Annotated in this window: 13 protein-coding genes; 8 read left to right on the top strand and 5 right to left on the bottom strand. The window is 65.8% G+C overall.

The genetic code is table 11. The features are described from left to right. The first annotated feature begins 5 nt into the window (after window positions 1-5). On the top strand, window positions 6-467 hold the full coding sequence (locus LWE61_RS09600) for a nucleoside deaminase (RefSeq protein WP_234149838.1): 462 nt from the start codon (window positions 6-8) through the stop codon (window positions 465-467). Here LWE61_RS09600 and LWE61_RS09595 read toward each other — a convergent pair. Beyond that, window positions 440-2,392: a hypothetical protein gene (locus LWE61_RS09595; protein ID WP_234149837.1), complete on the bottom strand. Its 1,953-nt coding sequence runs from the start codon at window positions 2,390-2,392 to the stop codon at window positions 440-442. The genes LWE61_RS09600 and LWE61_RS09595 overlap by 28 nt on opposite strands. A gap of 246 nt (window positions 2,393-2,638) precedes the next feature. On the opposite strand from LWE61_RS09595, the gene LWE61_RS09590 reads away from it, so the two are divergent. Continuing rightward, window positions 2,639-3,082, top strand: a complete 444-nt coding sequence (locus tag LWE61_RS09590; RefSeq protein ID WP_234149836.1) for a GtrA family protein — start codon at window positions 2,639-2,641, stop codon at window positions 3,080-3,082. Window positions 3,083-3,230: 148 nt separating this feature from the next. Here the strand turns inward: LWE61_RS09590 and LWE61_RS09585 are convergent, their stop codons facing one another. Next, window positions 3,231-3,458 carry a circumsporozoite protein gene (locus tag LWE61_RS09585; protein ID WP_234149835.1) on the bottom strand — a complete coding sequence of 76 codons (228 nt, stop codon included), beginning with the start codon at window positions 3,456-3,458 and terminating at the stop codon, window positions 3,231-3,233. 200 nt (window positions 3,459-3,658) lie between these two features. On the opposite strand from LWE61_RS09585, the gene LWE61_RS09580 reads away from it, so the two are divergent. The 4 genes from LWE61_RS09580 to metH all read left to right on the top strand — a co-directional run bounded on the left by LWE61_RS09580 (window position 3,659) and on the right by metH (window position 9,419). Further along, window positions 3,659-4,633 (top strand): ArsR/SmtB family transcription factor, encoded by a 975-nt coding sequence (locus LWE61_RS09580; protein WP_234149834.1) that lies wholly within the window; start codon window positions 3,659-3,661, stop codon window positions 4,631-4,633. After that, on the top strand, window positions 4,630-5,541 hold the full coding sequence (metF, locus tag LWE61_RS09575) for a methylenetetrahydrofolate reductase [NAD(P)H] (RefSeq protein WP_234149833.1): 912 nt from the start codon (window positions 4,630-4,632) through the stop codon (window positions 5,539-5,541). The genes LWE61_RS09580 and metF overlap by 4 nt, the downstream gene beginning before the upstream one ends. Next, a complete protein-coding gene (locus tag LWE61_RS09570; protein WP_234149832.1) occupies window positions 5,538-6,599 on the top strand; it encodes a homocysteine S-methyltransferase family protein in 1,062 nt (353 codons plus the stop codon). Before metF ends, LWE61_RS09570 begins: the two co-directional genes overlap by 4 nt. A gap of 201 nt (window positions 6,600-6,800) precedes the next feature. Further along, window positions 6,801-9,419, top strand: a complete 2,619-nt coding sequence (gene metH / locus LWE61_RS09565) for a methionine synthase (RefSeq protein WP_234149831.1) — start codon at window positions 6,801-6,803, stop codon at window positions 9,417-9,419. A gap of 160 nt (window positions 9,420-9,579) precedes the next feature. Here metH and asd read toward each other — a convergent pair whose 3' ends face one another. The 3 genes from asd to LWE61_RS09550 form a co-directional block, all read right to left on the bottom strand. Then, complete coding sequence (gene asd, locus LWE61_RS09560; protein WP_234149830.1) at window positions 9,580-10,431, bottom strand: archaetidylserine decarboxylase; 852 nt, start codon at window positions 10,429-10,431, stop codon at window positions 9,580-9,582. Between the two features lie 134 nt (window positions 10,432-10,565). Then, the gene (locus tag LWE61_RS09555; RefSeq protein ID WP_234149829.1) at window positions 10,566-11,048 is read right to left on the bottom strand and encodes a MarR family winged helix-turn-helix transcriptional regulator; all 483 of its coding nucleotides are present in this window, start codon (window positions 11,046-11,048) and stop codon (window positions 10,566-10,568) included. 99 nt (window positions 11,049-11,147) lie between these two features. Next, the gene (locus tag LWE61_RS09550) at window positions 11,148-12,401 is read right to left on the bottom strand and encodes an acetyl-CoA C-acetyltransferase (RefSeq protein WP_234149828.1); all 1,254 of its coding nucleotides are present in this window, start codon (window positions 12,399-12,401) and stop codon (window positions 11,148-11,150) included. Window positions 12,402-12,786: 385 nt separating this feature from the next. Between LWE61_RS09550 and LWE61_RS09545 the strand changes: the two genes are divergently transcribed. Together LWE61_RS09545 and LWE61_RS09540 are read left to right on the top strand one after the other, a co-directional pair. Continuing rightward, window positions 12,787-14,463, top strand: a complete 1,677-nt coding sequence (locus LWE61_RS09545) for an MFS transporter (RefSeq protein WP_234149827.1) — start codon at window positions 12,787-12,789, stop codon at window positions 14,461-14,463. A gap of 168 nt (window positions 14,464-14,631) precedes the next feature. After that, entirely contained in the window at window positions 14,632-16,860 is a 2,229-nt protein-coding gene (locus tag LWE61_RS09540) for a TonB-dependent receptor (RefSeq protein ID WP_234149826.1), read from the top strand. Window positions 16,861-16,947: the final 87 nt, after the last annotated feature.

The following is a 16,947-nucleotide window of genomic DNA, read 5'->3' as shown; positions in this document are numbered from 1 at the left end:
GTCATATGGCCTCTCCTTTCCCGCTTCCCTTGCCCATGCGGCGCGCGCTGGATTTGGCGCGGGAGGCGGAGGTCATGGGCGAAGTTCCGATTGGCGCTGTCGTCACGCTGGACGGGCGGATCGTGGGCGAGGGGCAGAATCGTAACCGCCGGGATAGCGATCCCACCGCCCATGCGGAGATCGTGGCGATCCGGGCGGCAGCGCGGGCGGCGGGGGACTTTCGCCTGACCGGCCATGTGCTGTGGGTGACGCTGGAGCCGTGCGCGATGTGCGCGGGGGCCATTTCCCACGCCCGGATCGACGCCGTTTATTACGGCGCGTCCGATCCCAAGGGCGGCGGCGTGGAGCATGGCGCGCGCGTCTTTACCCAGCCCCAATGCCACCACCGCCCCGACCTGTTCCCCGGTGTCGGGGAAGGCGAGGCCGGGGCGCTGCTGCGTCAGTTCTTTGCCGCTCGGCGATCCTGAGGCGCTTTCGCCTGCACGGTATAGTCGATGCGGTAGAGGGAATAGGGTAGCACCTCGCCAGCCTTGAGAGTCACCGGCTCCAGCCATGCGGGGACGTTGCCGCGGATCATCTGGGCGTAGAAGCCGCGCGGACTGCGCGCCTGATAGATGGTGCCCTCCGCAAAGCCGGGGCAAATCAGCAGGTAGCGGGCACCATGGGCGGCGGCGATGGGGCGGAACCCGTCCGCCTGGCCGTCCATCGCATGGTGGACGTCCAGTATCGCCTTTTCATTGCGATGATAGGGACCGGCGACGACGCTGTGATGGGTGGTCGCGAGGATGCGCGGGCCAAGATCGACCATGGTGAAGATCAGCGCGGGCGGCAACTGGTCCAGCACCTGTAGCGCGGGCTGGGTGCGGCACAGGGCGGTGGCGCTGGCTTTCTTCTTGCCCTTGGGCTTGGCGGCGGCCTTTGCCTTCTCCTTTGCCAGTTCCTTCGAATTTCCGATGAAGGGAGCGAAGTGGGGGTAGAGGGGGTAGGCGCAGAAGGGGAGGGCGAGGAGCAGGACGAAGAGGGCCGCGCCGAGGCGATGCAGGGCAGGCCCCCGGACGATCCGGTTGAGCAGCGCGCCCGCGGCCCAGGCGGCGGGGGGGATGGCGAGCAATTGCGCGGCGGGACCGGCGCGGATCTGCCAGAAAAGAAGGGCGGTGGATAACAGGATGACCAACCAAAAGGCTGTTATGGCCCAGAGCCTGTCCCTGTCGCGCCGGAGAATCCAACAGGCGACTAACGCACTGATTCCACCCACAAAAGGCAAGGATACCAGGGGCAGCCAGACATTGCGCGCCTGTTGGGTTATCGGTTTCGCCTCCCGAATATAGACGAGCCATTTGGCCTGCAATTCCGGCGACAATTGATAGGCGCCGGTGAGGCATTGCGGCCAGAGCGACCAGGCGAAGAGGAGGAGGCCCGCCCCCCCCACCATGGCGGCGGCAAGGCGCAGCGGCCAGCGGGGCAGGGGCGCGAAGGCGAGCAGGAGCATCAGCGCCCCCGCCATCACCAGCAGCGTCGTCCAGACCGGCGACAGCGCATCGCACATCGGCAGCCGGTTCGCCTCGCTGGCGAAGAGCAGATAGCCCAGCGCCGTGGTGCCCGCGAGGGCAATGGCATAGGGCACCATGCGCCGCCCCGCGCCGTCATCGACGATCCAGCGCAGCACGATGATCGCGCCGCCCGCCGCCAGATAAACCATCATCTCCATGCCGATGGCGATGGACAGCGCGCTGGCCACCCCCGCGACGATGCCGCCGCGCACGGCCCGGTCGTCCACGATCCCCGCCAGCGTGATAGCGGTCAGCGCCAGTTGCCAGCCATGATGGTCCACCCGCATCGGCATATACATTCCCAGCGCCATCTCCGCCGAGAGGGGCAGGAGGGCGGCGACCAGCCAGCCGATGCCGCCGTCGGACAGGCGGCGCGTGGCGAAGGCGAGGGCGAGCATCAGCGGAAACAGCGGCAGCAGCGGCGCGATGCCGAGCGCGAGTTGTTCCCCCCGCACCGCGCCGAACAATGGCTTGAGCGTCAGCATCAGCGCCGCGATGGGCAGATCGACGATGCGGCTCCAATGGATGTTCGCGCCGTGCGGCGGGTCCATGCGATGCTGGCGCAAATCCCACCAGCTTTGCCCGTTCAGCCAGTCGCGCACTTGCAGATAGCGCATATTGTCGTCGGTATCGCCCAACGACATCCAATGCATCTGCGGCGCGTAGCGGGACAGGTAGATGGCGCTGATGATGGCCCATGCGACGAAGACGAACCAGCTCCATTCCCGGTCCGCGCCCGCATAGATCGCCTGAATCCTGCGCCAGCGCGCGCCCGTTTGCGGGGCGGCGGGCAGGGTGACGGATGGGGTGTGGGGCGCGGGGGGTGACGGGTCCATGGTCATGATTGGGCCTGTACCCGGCGCATCGGGATGGGTATCAGCCGCTGTCCCAGGGAACAGTCACAACATGGCATGCGCGCAGTCCTATCTTTCGGCCGGTCGTCCGGCCTGTCCGGCAGCGAGTGGCCGCGCCGGACGTGGCGCGGCCGGGCTGGCCCGTTCGCGCTCCGCTCTAGTCCGGTCGCGGAAAACCGCAACGGGCAAAGCGGGGGGTGGGACGGCAGGCGCACAGGCTGGTGGATTGGCCGGATGGCCGGGGCGGCATCGGGACGGGAGCGCGCGCGCATGATCGACCGGGCGATGGTCTGGCAGATTGCGCGCTATGGCGTCGTGGGCGGGGCCGTGACCGCGTTTCAGGCGGCGGTGTACTGGGCGCTGGCCGACCGGCTGGGCTGGCATCCACAGGTCGCCAATCTGGCGGGTTATGCCTGCGCGGTCGTCTCCGGCTATGTCCTTCACGGGGCGATTACGTTCAAAGGGCAGGATGGCGGCGGGCAGGAGAGCGGCGGCGGCCCGATGGCGCGCATGGCGCGGTTCGTGGCGGTGTCGCTGCTCAGCCTCGCGCTCAATGCGCTGTGGGTGTGGCTGATGGTGGCGGTGCTGCGCTATCCCGTGTGGTCGCCCATACCGCTGATGGGCGTGGTGACGCCCGGCATCGTGTTCGTGCTGAACCGGCAATGGGTGTTTCGCTGAGCCGGCGGGGTTGAAGTGTTGCGGCTGGCGCCCGCAAGGACGAATGGGGCGGCATGACGCGGGACGCACGGGCAAGTCATCCCGGACATGAAAAAGGCCGCCGCGCATGGCGCGGCAGCCCGTTTCGACCTTCCGAACAATCGGAAGATTACATCGCGTTGGCGGTGTTGCTCACGCTGTTGACGGCGTTGCTCGTCGCGTTCGCGCTGTTGTCCAGCAGGTTGCCGGCGGCGTTCAGCGCGTTGTCGGCAGCGGCCTCTGCATTGGCGGCCGAGTTGTCGATCGCGTTGGCGGCGTTGCTGTTCTCCGTCTTGGAGCAGGCGGCCAGGCCGAGCGACGCAGCAAGGACGAGAGACAGAGTGATGGTCTTGGTCATGAGCTAACCCCTATACAGGTTTGATAAGAGCAGGCGGTTTGGAGAACCGCTCTCCCCCCGATAGCCTGCGGAGCGAATTCGTACCCTGTTCACCCTATATGTGCAATCCCTGTAGTGCAGTGCAGCGTAAACCGGTGGTGGAGTCGCCGGGCCGGGCGCGCCCATTGACGGATATAAAGAATTCTTTATATAGGGAGGCCATGGCCGCCTCACTCGACATTTTCCGCGCTCTTGCGGACCCGACACGCCTGCGGATATTCCATCTGCTGCGGACGATGGAGCTGGCCGTGGGCGAGGTCGCGCAGGTCATGGAGCAAAGTCAGCCGCGCGTTTCCCGCCATATCCGCATTTTGGTGGAGGCCGAACTGGTCGACCGGCGCAAGGAGGGGAGCTGGGTCTTCCTGATGCCGGGGCAGGGCGAAGAGGCGCGGGCGATGCTGGACTGGTTCGACCGGATCACGCCGCAGGACGAGGAGCAGTTGTGGATCGCGGCGGATCGCGCCCGGCTGGCCGCGGTGCGGGCCGACCGGGCCGCTGCTGCGTCGCAATATTTTGCCGACCATGCCGGCGAGTGGGATGCGATCCGGTCGCTGCATGTGCCGGAGGCCGAGGTGGAGGGCGCGATGGCGCGCCTGCTGGGCGACCGGCCCATCGGGCGGCTGCTGGACGTGGGCACGGGGACGGGGCGCATGGTCGAACTGTTCGGGGGTGCGGCGTCGGCGGTGGTCGCGGTGGACCGCAGTCCGGACATGCTGCGGCTGGCCCGTGCCAAGCTGCCCACCGACGATCCCGGCAAATATCGGCTGACCATCGGCGACTTCAACGCCCTGCCGCTGGATGACGGGTCGGCGGACACGATCATCCTGCATCAGGTGCTGCATTATGCGCAGGCGCCCGAAGCGGTGATCGCGGAACTGGCGCGCGTGCTGTCGGCGGACGGCGTGGTGGTGATCGCGGATTTCGCGGCGCACGACCGGGAGGAGTTGCGGAGCCAGGCGGCGCATGCGCGGCTGGGCTTCTCCGACGAGCAGATGGCGGGCTGGTTCCGGCAGAACGGCCTCGCCCTGACGGCGGTGGAAACCCTGTCGGGCGATGCGTTGACGGTGAAAATCTGGAAGGGCGGACAGCAGGAGAGCAATGTCCGCGCCCTTCGCAACTTGGGAACATCTCGATGACAATCACGCCGGCGGAGACACCGCTGCTCGATACCCTGCCCGGCGATGCCGAGATCAGCTTCGAATTCTTCCCGCCCAAGACGGAGAAGATGGAGGCGACGCTGTGGTCCGCGATCGAGACGCTGGCGCCGCTGGCACCACGCTTCGTCTCCGTGACCTATGGCGCGGGCGGATCGACGCGCGAGCGGACCCATGCCACGGTGGAGCGGATCGTGCGGGAGACGAGCATCCCCGCCGCCGCGCACCTGACCTGCGTCGAGGCGTCGCGGGAGGAGATCGACGCGGTCGCCCGCGCTTACTGGGCGGCGGGCGTGCGCCATATCGTCGCGCTGCGCGGCGACACGCCGACAGGTGGCCCCTATGTGCCGCACGCCGACGGCTACGCCAATGCGGAAGCGTTGGTGCGCGGCCTGAAGGATGTGGCGCCGTTCGAGATTTCGGTCGCGGCCTATCCCGAAAGCCACCCGGATTCGGTGGACAGGGCGGCCGACCTCGACAATCTGAAACGCAAGATCGACGCGGGCGCGGACCGGGCGATCACGCAATTTTTCTTCGAGCCGGACACCTTCCTGCGCTATCGCGACGAGGTCGCGGCGGCGGGGATCGACACGGAAATCCTGCCCGGCATGATGCCGGTGATGAGCCTGGCGGGCGTCATGCGGATGGCCAAGCTGGGCGGCACCGCCATTCCGGCCTGGCTGCCGCGCCTGTTCGACGGGCTGGACGACCACCCGGAATCGCGCGCGCTGGTCGCCGCGACGGTGATGGCCGAACAATGCCGCCGCCTCTATGCGGGCGGGGTGCGCCAATTTCATTTCTATACGCTCAACCGGGCGGAACTGGCCTATGCGGTCTGCCATATCCTTGGCAAAAGGCCCGTGGGCGCGGTGCAGGAGACAGCAGCATGACCTTTCCCGTATCGGAAGCCGAAACCGCGCTGCGCGCCGCGGCGAAGGACCGCATCCTGATCTTCGACGGCGGCTACGGCACGTCGATCCAGGGCTATGGCCTGAAGGAGGAGGATTATCGCGGCACCCTCGACCTCGATCATGACCAGAAGGGCAACAACGACCTGCTGTGCCTGACCCGGCCGGACGTGGTGAAGGCGATCCACACCGCCTATCTCGACAATGGCGCGGACATGATCGAGACGAACACCTTCTCCTCCACCCGCATCGCGCTCAGCGACTATGGCTGCGAGCATCTGGTGCGCGAGCTGAACCTGGCGGCGGCCCGGCTGGCGCGCGAATGTTGCACGGCGGCGGAGGCGAAGGACGGTCGCCGCCGGTTCGTGGCGGGGTCCATCGGCCCGACGAACAAGACATTGTCGCTCAGCCCGCAGGTGAACGACCCCGGCTTTCGCGAGATCGACTTCGACACGCTGAAAGCCCAGTATCGCGAGCAATGCGACGCCTTGATCGAGGGCGGGGTGGATTTCATCCTAGTCGAGACCTGCTTCGACACGCTGAACGCCAAGGCGGCGGGCATGGCCGCGCGGGAGGCGGAGGAAGCGGCGGGCCGGTCCGTACCGCTGATGCTGAGCTTCACCATCACCGACATGTCCGGGCGCAACCTGTCCGGCCACACCATCACCGCCTTCTGGTACACGCTGCGCCACCTCAAGCCGCTGACCATCGGCGTGAATTGTGCTTTTGGTGCAGACCTTTTGCGGCCGTACCTCACGGAGCTTTCCAAGAGTGCGGACACGCTGATCCTGGCCTATCCCAACGCGGGTCTGCCCAATGAACTGGGGCAATATGACGAACTGCCGGAGAAGACCGCCAGCCTGATCGCGGAATGGCAGCGCGAAGGGCTGGTCAATATGGTCGGCGGATGTTGCGGCACCACGCCCGCGCATATCGGCGCGACGGCGCGTGCGCTGGCGGACCTGCCGCCGCGCATCGTGCCGGAGATTCCGGTGGTGACGCGGCTCGCGGGGCTAGAGCCGATGGTAATCGGGGCGTAAAATGGACCGTCATCCCAGCGAAGGCTGGGATCGCGGGCCTCAAGCGACGACCTAGAGCCGTTCCCGATCCGATTGCATCGGACCGGATGCTCTACGTTTTTGGTTTGGCGTGTTTTCCGAGTCAGCGGGTGATTCCACCGGCTTGGAAAACGCTCTAGTAACGGGAGACCCCAGCCAGCGCCGGGGTGACGGAAAACAGACATGACTGAACAAACCTCCTCCGCCAATTTCGTCAACATCGGTGAACGCACCAACGTCACCGGCTCCGCCAAGTTCAAGAAGCTCATCATGGCGGGCGACTATGCCGCCGCTGTCGACATCGCGCGGCAACAGGTGGAGAATGGCGCGCAAATCGTCGATGTGAACATGGACGAGGGCCTGCTCGACAGTCAGGCGGCGATGGAGCAGTTCCTGAAACTCATCACCGCCGAACCGGACATTAGCCGGGTGCCGGTGATGATCGACAGCTCCAAATGGAGCGTGATCGAGGCGGGCCTGAAATGCGTGTCGGGCAAGCCCATCGTCAACTCCATCAGCATGAAGGAAGGCGAGGAGCCGTTCCTGGAGCACGCCCGAAAATGCATGGCCTATGGCGCCGCCGCGGTCGTGATGGCGTTCGACGAGGTGGGGCAGGCGGACACCTGCGCGCGCAAGGTCGAAATCTGCGAACGCGCCTATAAGCTGCTGGTCGGTATCGGTTTTCCGCCGGAAGACATCATCTTTGACCCCAATGTCTTTGCCGTGGCGACGGGCATTGAGGAGCATAATAATTATGGCGTCGACTTCATCGAGGCGGTGAAGGAAATCAAGCTGCGCTGCCCGCACGTCCATTTCTCCGGCGGCCTGTCGAACCTGTCGTTCAGCTTTCGCGGTAACGAGCCGGTACGCCGGGCGATGCACAGCGTCTTCCTCTACCATGCGATTCCCGCCGGGCTGGACATGGCCATCGTCAACGCGGGTCAGCTCGACGTGTATGACACGATCGATCCCGTGCTGCGGACCGCGTGCGAGGATGTGATCCTGAACCGCGACCCGGACGCGGGCGAGCGGCTGGTGCAGCTGGCCGAAAGCTATCGCGGCACCGACGCGGCGACGGAAAAGGCGGCGGAGGAATGGCGCGGCTGGACCGTGACCAAGCGGATCGAACATGCGCTGGTCAAGGGCATCGACACCTATGTGGTGGACGATACGGAGGAAGCGCGCCTCGCAATCCGGGATCGCGGCGGCCGTCCGATCGAGGTGATCGAGGGGCCGTTGATGGACGGCATGAACGTCGTCGGCGACCTGTTCGGGTCCGGCAAGATGTTCCTGCCGCAGGTGGTGAAGTCCGCCCGCGTGATGAAGAAGGCGGTCGCCCACCTCTTCCCCTATATCGAGGCGGAAAAAGACCCGAATGCAAAGGGTAAGGGCCGGATCATCATGGCGACCGTGAAGGGCGACGTGCATGACATCGGCAAGAATATCGTCGGCGTGGTCATGCAGTGCAACGGGTTCGAGGTGATCGACCTGGGCGTCATGGTGCCGTGGACGACGATCCTGCAAGCCGCGAACGAGAATGACGCGGACATGATCGGCCTGTCCGGCCTCATCACGCCGTCTCTGGACGAGATGGTGACGGTGGCGAACGAGATGCAGCGGGCGGGCATGACCATGCCGCTGCTGATCGGCGGGGCGACCACGTCCAAGGTGCATACCGCGCTGCGGATCGAGCCGGAATATAAGGGGCCGGTGGTGCATGTGCTGGACGCCAGCCGGGCGGTGGGCGTGGCGACGGCGCTGCTGTCCGAGACACAGCGCGACCCGTTCGTCGCGGGTGTGGCGGATGAATATGACAAGATCCGGGTTGCCCGTGCGAACAAGGGACAGAGCGCGCTCGTGCCGCTGGCCGACGCACGCGCGAATGGCTTTGTGATCGACGAGGCTTTGAAGCCCGCCGCGCCGGTGCAGCCGGGCGTTCATGTGTTCGAGGACTGGGATCTGGCGGACCTGCGCGAGTATATCGACTGGACGCCCTTCTTCCGCGCGTGGGAGCTGGCGGGTAATTATCCGGCAATCCTCGACGATGCGGTGGTGGGGGAGAGCGCCCGCAACCTCTACGCCGATGCGCAGACGATGCTGGACCAGATCATCGCGGAGAAATGGCTGACCGCGCGCGGCGTGGCGGGCCTGTGGCCGTGCCGCCGCGATGGCGACGATGTGGTGGTGGACCTCGGTCATGGCGAGGAAACGCGCCTGCCGATGCTGCGCCAGCAGATCGCCAAGCGGGAAGGGCGGGCGAACATGTGCCTGGCCGACTTCATCAGCCCGGACGGCGACTGGATCGGCGGTTTCGCCGTGACCGGCGGGCAGGGCATCGACGTGCATCTGGCCCGTTTCAAGGCGGAGCATGACGATTATCAGGACATATTGCTGAAGGCGCTGGCCGACCGTTTTGCGGAAGCGTTCGCGGAGCGGCTGCACCAGCATGTCCGCACCACGCTGTGGGGCTATGCGACGGGGGAGCAACTGACCAACGAGGCGCTCATCAAGGAGCAGTATCGCGGCATCCGGCCGGCGCCCGGCTATCCGGCGTGCCCGGACCATAGCCTGAAGCCGATCCTGTTCGACATGCTGAAGGCGACGGACGCGACGGGCATCACCCTGACCGAGCATTTCGCGATGCTGCCCACGGCGGCGGTCAGCGGCTTCTACTTCGGCCATCCCCAGTCGGAATATTTCGGCGTGGCGCGGGTCGGGCGGGACCAGCTGGAGGATTATGCCGGACGACGCGGCGTGGACCTCGACACGGCGGAGCGGTGGTTGCGGCCTAACCTCGACTGAGCGGTGGGGCGATGGCGGCAGGGGCTGGCGGCTTCGCCCGCTGGAGCGTTCCGGTTGGTCCGGAGCGGGATGATGATTCCCGGAACAGGCAACACGCCCCCGCCTGTTGATTTGCCGCGCTTTTCGGGTCGGCAGCCGATTTCATCGGCTTTCAAACACGTCAACCCGGACGGTCGCCCATCGCTTCGCCGAGGCGCACGGAGCGTTCCGGCGACCAGTCGGGGTTGAAGGCGATGACGTCCGGCCCGAACAGCATCACGACGGTCGATCCCAGCAGGAAGCGGCCCATCTCCTCGCCCTTTTTCAGCGCGACGGCCCCGTCGGCATAGGTCCATTCGGCCATCCGGCCCGTGCGGCGGGGATTGACCACGCCATGCCATGGGGTGGCCATGCTGCCGACGATGGTGGCGCCGACCAGCACCATGACGAACGGGCCATGCTCTGGTGAATCGAATACGCACACCACCCGCTCGTTGCGCGCGAACAGATTGGGGACGCCGCGGGCGGTCACCGGGTTCACGGAGAAGAGCGCGCCGGGCACATAGATCATGCGGGTCAGCGTGCCGTCACAGGGCATGTGCAGCCGGTGATAGTCGCGGGGCGACAGATAGAGGTTGGCGAAGCTGCCGTGGCGGAACTGCGCCGCCAGACCGGCATCGCCGCCGACAAGCTGCGTCGTGGTGAAGCGGTGCCCCTTGGCCTGCACGATATGATGATCGTCGATCGCGCCAAACTGGCTGATCGCGCCGTCCACCGGGCAGATGAAATCCGCCGGGGCGAGGGGGCGGACGCCGGGCCGGAGTGGACGGGTGAAGAAGTCGTTGAAACTGGTGTAGCTGGCGATGTCGGGGTCGGCGGCCTCATCCATGTTCACGCCATATCGGCCGACGAACCAGCGGATCACCGCCGTCGTCGCACCGCCCGCCCGCGCCCCGGCCAGACGACCGGCGAGGATGGTCAGGGCCTGCTTGGGCAGCAGATATTGCAGCAGGACTTTCAGGCGATCGGACACGGCAGACCTCGAAATAAGCGACTGCCCCGGTCCGCGGTGGAGACAGGCGCGGTCAGCCGGGGGCGGGGCAGGATGGCGTCATGGGGACGGCGGGGACGGCTCGTATTCCCCCGTGACGGCGAGGGATGCCCGGTTCACACCGGCGTCTTCAACGCATCCCGTTGCGCCGCGACATTGGTGTAGACGAGGGCGAGCAGCGTATCGAGCTGTTCGAGCTGCTCCTCGCTGAGGCCGGAGAATGTCTCCTCCTCATTGCGCCGCGCGATGCCGCCCAGCGTTTCCAGATAGGGGGCGGCGGCGTCGGTCAGATAGACGCTGTAGGCGCGGCGGTCGTCGCTGCGGGCTTTGCGCTCCAGCAGGCCCTCCGCACAGAGCCGGTCGATGAGGCGGCCCGCGGCGGCCTCCGAAATCTCCAGCACTTCGGCGATGGTGCGCTGGGTCAGGCCGGGCCGGCTCGCGACCACCGCGATCAAGGTCCATTGCGAGCGAGTGACGCCCAGCTTGGTCACGCTCTGGTCGAAACGGTTGCGCAGATGGCGGGCGATGACGGTCAGCTTGCGCGACAGGTCGCGTTTGCGATCAGGGTCGTCGTCCTTGTCCAGCGTCACCGGCTTCATTCCCGCACTCCGTTAAAGAGCCGACTTTAGCGTGGATTGCGGGAAAGGGAAGCGGCGACGCCCGCCCTGCATGAGGGCGAGCGCCGCAGAAATGCCGGTTCAGACGCGCTCGATGATGATCGCCGGGGCCATGCCGCCCGCCGCGCACATGGTGATGAGGGCGTAGCGACCACCGCTGCGCTCCAGCTCGTCCAGCGCGGTGCCGATCAGCACCGCACCGCTGGCCCCGATGGGATGGCCCAGCGCGATGGCGCCGCCGTTGATGTTGATCTTCTCCCGGTCGATGCCCAGTTCGCGGATGAACTTCTCCACCACCACGGCAAAGGCCTCGTTCACCTCGAACACGTCAATGTCCGCGACGGTCAGGCCCGCGCGCTTGAGCACTTTCTGCGCGGCGGGGACGGGGGCGTCGAGCATCAGCGTGGGGTCGCCGCCCATGTTGGCGGTGGCGACGACACGGGCGCGCTTCTTGAGGCCATGCTTGTCGGCATAGTCTGCCGAGGCGAGCAGCAACGCCGCAGCGCCATCCACCACGCCGGACGAGGTGCCCGCATGGTGCAGCGCCTTGATCTCCACATCGGGATAGACCTTGTTGACCAGACCCTTGAACGTGTTGCCCTCCGCATCGGCGGGCATGTCGGCAATCGCCTCGAACGCGGGCTTGAGCTGGGCCAGCGCCTCGATAGTGGTGCCGGGGCGGGGGAATTCCTCATGGTCGAGGAGCAGCGTGCCATCCTCGTCATAGACGGGCACGGTCGATTTGGCGAACCGGCCTTCCTTGATGGCGATGCCGGCGCGGCGCTGGCTCTCCGCGCCCAGCTTGTCGATGTCCTCGCGCGTGATCCCGGCGATGGCGGCGATCGCGTCGGCGGCGACGCCCTGGTTGCTCTGCGGATATTTGGCCTGGAGGCGGGGATTGTTGCTGCCCAGACCGCCCTTTTGCAGGCCCGACGCGCGCAGTTCCGCGCCATAGCTGTTGATGTAGGACAGCATTTCCGTGCCGCCCGCGACCACCAAATCCTCCATGCCCGCCATGATGTTGGCGGCGGCGAGGTTCACGGCGGTCAGGCCGGAGCCGCAGAAACGGTCGAGCGTCATGCCGCTGGCCTTGACGTCATAGCCCGCGTCGAGCGCGGCCATGCGGCCCATGTCGCCGGCCTGCGCGCCGAACTGCGCGCTGACGCCCCAGATCACATCGTCCACGTCGGCGGTGTCGATATTGTTGCGGTCCTTGATCGCCTTCAGCACGGTCGCGGCGAGATGCTGCGGCAGCATGGCGGACAGGGCGCCCTTGCCCACTTTGCCGATGCTGCGCGGTGTCCGCACGGCGTCGATGATGAATGCGTCGGCCATCTCTATCTCCCTAGCGTCGTCCCTGCGCAGGACTCACTGAACTTTGCCACTATGCCACGGCTATGACATGGGGGGCTATGACATGGGGGCGATGCCGATGCCACCGAAGGGCCTATCGTATCGCTCCCGCGATTGTTCTATGGACGTAATCAGCGCGCGGCGACTTTCAATCGCCCGGTGGCAATAGCCGCCCCGGCGATTTTCGCGATACTGTCGAATGGGCTGTCGAATGGGTTGGCGAAACGGCTGGCCCGTGGGATGCGGGAACAATTGGAACGATCCGGGCGATATTTCGTGCGAAAGGGCCGAGACGGTTGCCTAACGCCGCATCTGCCGTCACTGCGGTCGATGGGGGAAGTGACATGGTAAACGGGGAGACGGGCGAGTGACGGACGCAAGCGGATCGGCCAGCGCAGGGGGGACGGGCGCGTTCGCGCCGTTGCGCCAGCCCGTGTTCCGCAACATCTGGATCGCCAGCCTCTTCTCCAATCTGGCGCAGTTGATCCTGGGCGTGGGCGCGGCGTGGGAGATGACGCATCTCACCACCTCCGCCAGCATGGTGGCGGCGGTGCAGACCGCGCTGATGGTGCCGATGATGATCTTTGCGGTGCCGGCGGGGGCCATCGCGGACATGTTCGACCGGCGGAAAATCGCCATGTCGGGCCTCGCCTTTTCCATCGCGGGTGCGGCGGTGCTGACCGTGCTGGCCTATCTGGGCTATACCTCCCCCTGGGTTCTGTTGCTGTTCTGCGTCATCATCGGCGCGGGCGTGGCGATTTTCGCGCCATCCTGGCAATCGTCGATCCGCGAACAAGTGGAGCCGGAGCAATTGCCCGCCGCCGTCGCGCTGGGCTCGATCAGCTATAATATCGCGCGCAGTTTCGGTCCCGCGCTGGGCGGCGTCATCGTGCTGGCATGGGGCGCGAAGGCCGCGTTCAACCTGACGACGGTCAGCTATATCCCGCTGTTCATCACCTTCTGGTTGTGGAAGCGGGCGCATGTGCCATCCCGCCTGCCGCCCGAACGTATCGACCGGGCGATCCTGTCCGGTATGCGCTATGCCTTTCACTCGCCGCCGATCCGCCGCGTGCTGGGCCGGGCGCTGCTGTTCGGTCTGGCGACGGCGTCCTATTCCGCGCTGGGTGCGCTGATCGCGCGCGACCTGCTGCACGGCAATGCGGGCACTTATGGCCTGTTGCTGGGGGCGAGCGGCGTGGGCGCGGTCGTGGGCGCGCTGGCGATTCAGCCGATCCGCGACGGCATGGGCACCGAAAATGCGCTGCGCTGGAGCGCGCTGATTTCCGCGGGCGCGCTGGCGGCGATGGGGCTGAGCACCAATGTCTGGATCACGGCGGTCGCCTTTTTCTTTGCGGGCGGGGTCAATATTCTGACCGTGTCGCTGATGAACGTCGCGGTGCAGCTGGCCGCCCCCCGCTGGGTCACGGCGCGGGCGTTGTCGCTGTTCACCTCCGCCCTGACCGGTGGCATCGCTATCGGCGCGATCCTGTGGGGCGAGTTCGCGTCCGCATGGAGCGTGGAGGTGGCCATGGTCGTGTCGGGCGGCGCGCTGCTGCTGACCGGCGTGGTCGGCTTCGCGCTGCCGCTGATCGACACGGAGAGCCAGGACAGCGACCTGGAACTGGTCGAGTTCGGCTATGAACCGGATGTCGCGCTGGACATTTCGCTGCGGTCCGGCCCGATCGTGATCGAGGTCGATTATGACGTCGACCCGGCGCAGGCGCGCGAATTCTATGGCGTCATGCTGAAGGTCCAGCGCATCCGCCAGCGCAACGGCGGGTTTAGCTGGCAGTTGTCGCGCGCCATCGGCAATCCCTGGGCGTGGACGGAGCGGTTCGAGTGCCCGACATGGGGTGACTATCTGCGCCTGCGCGACCGCAACACCCATGCCGACCGGGAGGTGCAGGCGCAGGCCGATGCCTATCACCACGACCGGGAGGCGCCGCGCGTGCGGCGGCAACTGGCCCGGCCGTTCGGCTCTGTGCGCTGGCGCGCGGAAACGCCCGATCCCCGGCAGGACACCATCGGCATCTTCACGCCCTGACCCCCTGTGCTGCCCCGCGCGTCACCGTTGCAATGGAGCCACGGGGGGCACTAAAATGACTGACCCACGGTTTTTGCTGTTGGAAGCGAGCGATTTTCCGATAGGCTGAGCGCGAAACGACCGCACAATCATAAGGAGGCGGTCACCGATCATAGTGGGAGGATTGCCATGACTTTAGCATCTTACGGTCGCTTTGCGTCTATTGCCGCGCTGGCCGCCGGGCTTGCTGCCACATCCCCGGCCTGGGCGCAGCCCGCCGCCGCGACCGGCGATCTGGTCGTCGACAATGCCGACATCGTCGTCACCGCGCAGCGCCGTGAGGAAAAATCGGTCGACGTGCCGATCACCATCACCACGGTCGGCGAAACCGCGCTGGAGAATGCGGGCGTCCGGCAGCTGGTCGATCTGGCCCGCGTCGTCCCCGCCCTGCGCTTCGACAAGGCGGGCGTGTTTACCCAGCCGACCATTCGCGGCGTAGGCACGGCGATCACCACGTCGGGCGGCGGTCCCAACGTCGCGACCTATGTCGACGGCTTCTTCACCCCCAGCGCCGCGACGACCGATTTCCAGTTGATGAAGGTGCAGAATATTCAGGTGCTGAAGGGGCCACAGGGCACATTGTTCGGCCGCAACACGACCGGTGGCGCGATCCTCGTCACCACCGCCGAACCCAGCGAGACGCCGGGCGCGCAGCTCAAGGCGTCCTATGGCAATTTCAACACGGTCGAGGTGCAGGGCTATGGCACCGCCGGGCTGGGGCAGGGTCTGGCCTTCGACGTGGAGGGCCTGTATCGCCGCAGCGACGGTTTCCAGACCAACATCATCAATGGCGACAAGAAGGTCGGCGGGTATGAACGCTGGTCGATCCGCACCGGCCTGAAAGCCGAACTGTCCGAGAATGTCAGCGTCCTGCTGCGCTACATCCATTCGGAATCCGACGATCCGACTGCGCTGATGCACAACGCCTTTGTCGAGAAGGGCGTGCCCTTCGTGCAAACCTTCACGCCGCCGTCGCTCTACACGACCGACCCGGACAAGGTGGCCTTTACCGACCGATTGTACAACCGGACCAAGGCGGACATCGTGCAAGGTACGATCAAGGCGGACCTGGGCTTTGCGAACCTGACCTCCTACACCCAGTATCGCGACGAGAATGTCGACAATCTCCAGGACCTGGACGCGACCGCGCTCAACTATTTCTCCATCAACATCGTGGCCAAGAACCGGACCTTCACGCAGGAACTGCTGTTGAGTTCCAAGTCGGGGTCGCGCCTGCAATGGACGACGGGCGCCTATTATTTCCGCAACCGCGACACCTGGAACACCAGCGCCATTCTGGGCGGCGGGCCGCTGACCTATAATGGCGCGTCCAGCACGGTGACGGAATCGATCGCGGCCTTTGCCGACGCCACCTATGAAGTGACGCCGCAACTGTTCGTGACGGCAGGCGCGCGCTACAGCCATGACAAGGTCAAGGAAGCCTATTTCCTGCGCGCCCTGACGGCCGGTGGTTATGAAAATGCCAATGGCACCTTCGTCCCCTATACGACCCAGCCGCTCTATTCGCAGTTAAACGTGCCCGACCTGACCAACGAGCGGGTCACGCCGCGCGTCGTCGTCCGCTACAAGCCCGACGAGCGGTCGAGCGTCTATGGCTCGTTCAGCATGGGCTATAAGGCAGGGCTGCTGAACGTCGGCGGCTATAGCTACAAGCCCGTCCGGCCGGAGAAGATCACGGCCTATGAACTGGGCTATAAATACAGCGACCGCCGTGTCTCGGTCGACCTGTCCGGCTTCTATTACGACTATAAGGATCTTCAGGTGTCCAGCTTCCAGGCGGGCACGGCCAAGATCACCAACGCCGCCAGTTCGGAAATCTATGGTCTGGAGGGGCAGGTCAGCTATCGTATGACCTCCGACTTCACCCTGTCCGGCGGTGCGGCCTGGACGCATGCGAAATATAAGAATTTCCAGCAGGCGCCCTTCTACATCTATTGCGGCACCACGGCGGGTGGCCCCTGCGGCACCAGCACGATCAACGAGAATCTGATCGACGCCAGCGGTTTCCAGATGCAGCGGTCGCCCAAGTTCACGGGCAATGTCGCGGCCAGCTATGGCCTCGACCTGGGTGGCGGTCGCCTGAACCTGTCGGGCAACCTCTACTACACGTCCGGCTTCTTCTTTGGCGTGGCGCAGCAGTTCCGGCAGAAGGGTTATGAGCAGCTCAGCCTGCGCGCCGAATGGGTCGATCCGAGCGAGCATTTCACGGTCGCTGTGTTTGGCGACAATGTCACCGATCGGCGGTATCGGGCGGCGGTCAACTATGCGACCACCGGCATCGGCAGCGTCTGGGCGCAGCCCGCCACCTATGGCGTGCAGGTCGGCTTCAAATATTGATGCGCCCTCGACGGGGGTGACAGGAGGGGGAGGTGGCGCGATGCCGCCTCCCCCTTTTCGTTGGCCGCCCGCTTTGGGCCAGCCGCC

It is taken from the genome of Sphingobium sufflavum, assembly GCF_021403115.1.
In the GTDB taxonomy this organism is placed as follows: domain Bacteria; phylum Pseudomonadota; class Alphaproteobacteria; order Sphingomonadales; family Sphingomonadaceae; genus Sphingobium; species Sphingobium sufflavum.
The sequence above is the reverse complement of the archived record's forward strand: the minus strand, read 5'-3'. Positions and strand labels throughout refer to the sequence as shown.